The organism is Pseudomonas sp. (assembly GCF_030696055.1).
GTDB lineage: Bacteria > Pseudomonadota > Gammaproteobacteria > Pseudomonadales > Pseudomonadaceae > Aquipseudomonas.
In genome coordinates, this window is sequence record NZ_JAUYNP010000290.1 from 1 (window position 1) to 1,200 (window position 1,200).

Sequence of the window (1,200 nt, forward strand, 5' to 3'; positions counted from 1 at the left end):
AGATGTACTTGTCGGCCAGCTTGTCGTTGAGTTCGTCGAGCACCTGACGGTGCGAACGCTGACGCGCCTTCAACGAGTTGTGCAGGCGACGGCACACGGCGAAATAGCATTGCTCGGCCAGGGCTTTCTCGGCCAGGGTCAGCTTGCCATCGGCGTACTGGGTGGCCACATCGCTCATGTAGTGCGTGGCGCGCCAGTAGGTTTCGGTGACCATCTCGATGTCGGTCGGGCCCAACAGGTCAACCAGCCACTGCACGGTCTCCGGCAGCTCTTCCTTGTTGTCGATCTTCGGCACGTCGTCGTTGTGCTTCTCGACGTCGGTCACTTGCACCACCAGCATGGCGTGGTGAGCGGTCAGCGAGCGGCCGCTTTCGGAGAAGATGTTCGGGTGCGGCAGGCTCTGCGCATCGCAGAACTCCTTGAGCATCCCGACCACGACACCGGCGTAATCGTCCATGTCGTAGTTGATCGAACTGGCGTTGCGCGAGTGCGTGCCGTCGTAGTCGACGCCCAGACCGCCACCGACGTCGATGTGGTCAACCGGCAAGCCGAGGTTACGCAGTTCGCCGTAGTAACGAATCGCTTCCTTGAAGCCGTGCTGGTAGTCCGCCAGGTTGGCGATCTGCGAACCCATGTGGAAGTGCAACAGGCGAATGCCTTGATCCAGGCCAGCCGCGCGGAAACGCTCGACCACCGACAACAGCTGCGCCGCCGACAGACCGAACTTGGACTTCTCTCCGCCGGTGTCCGCCCACTTGCTTGAAGCCAAGGACGACAGACGCACGCGCAGGCCGACTTGAGGCTTGACCTTCAGCGAGGCGGCTTCTTCGATCACCAGGCCAACTTCGGATTCTTTTTCGATCACGATGAACACGTTGTGGCCCAGCTTCTGGCCCATCAGCGCCAGTCGGATGAACTCGCGGTCCTTGTAACCGTTGCAAACGATGGTGCCGCCCTTCGGTGCCAGGGCCAGCACGGCCAGCAGCTCGGGCTTGGAGCCGGCTTCCAGGCCGATGGACACATCCTGGGTGGCGATGATGTTTTCGATCACCGCTTCCTGCTGGTTCACCTTGATCGGGTACAGCGCGGTGTACTTGCTCTGATATTCCAGGCGCTCGATGTTGGCATCGAACGCGCCGGTCAGCTGACGCACGCGGTCTTGCAGAATGTCAGGGAAACGCACCAGCAGCGGCAAGGACA

General features: G+C 61.2%; 1 protein-coding gene. It reads right to left on the minus strand.

Annotated elements, in window-relative coordinates; translation table 11 throughout:
• The coding region (gene speA / locus Q8Q83_RS17415; protein WP_305625387.1) for a biosynthetic arginine decarboxylase at positions 1-1,200 on the minus strand (1,200 nt) is incomplete at both ends.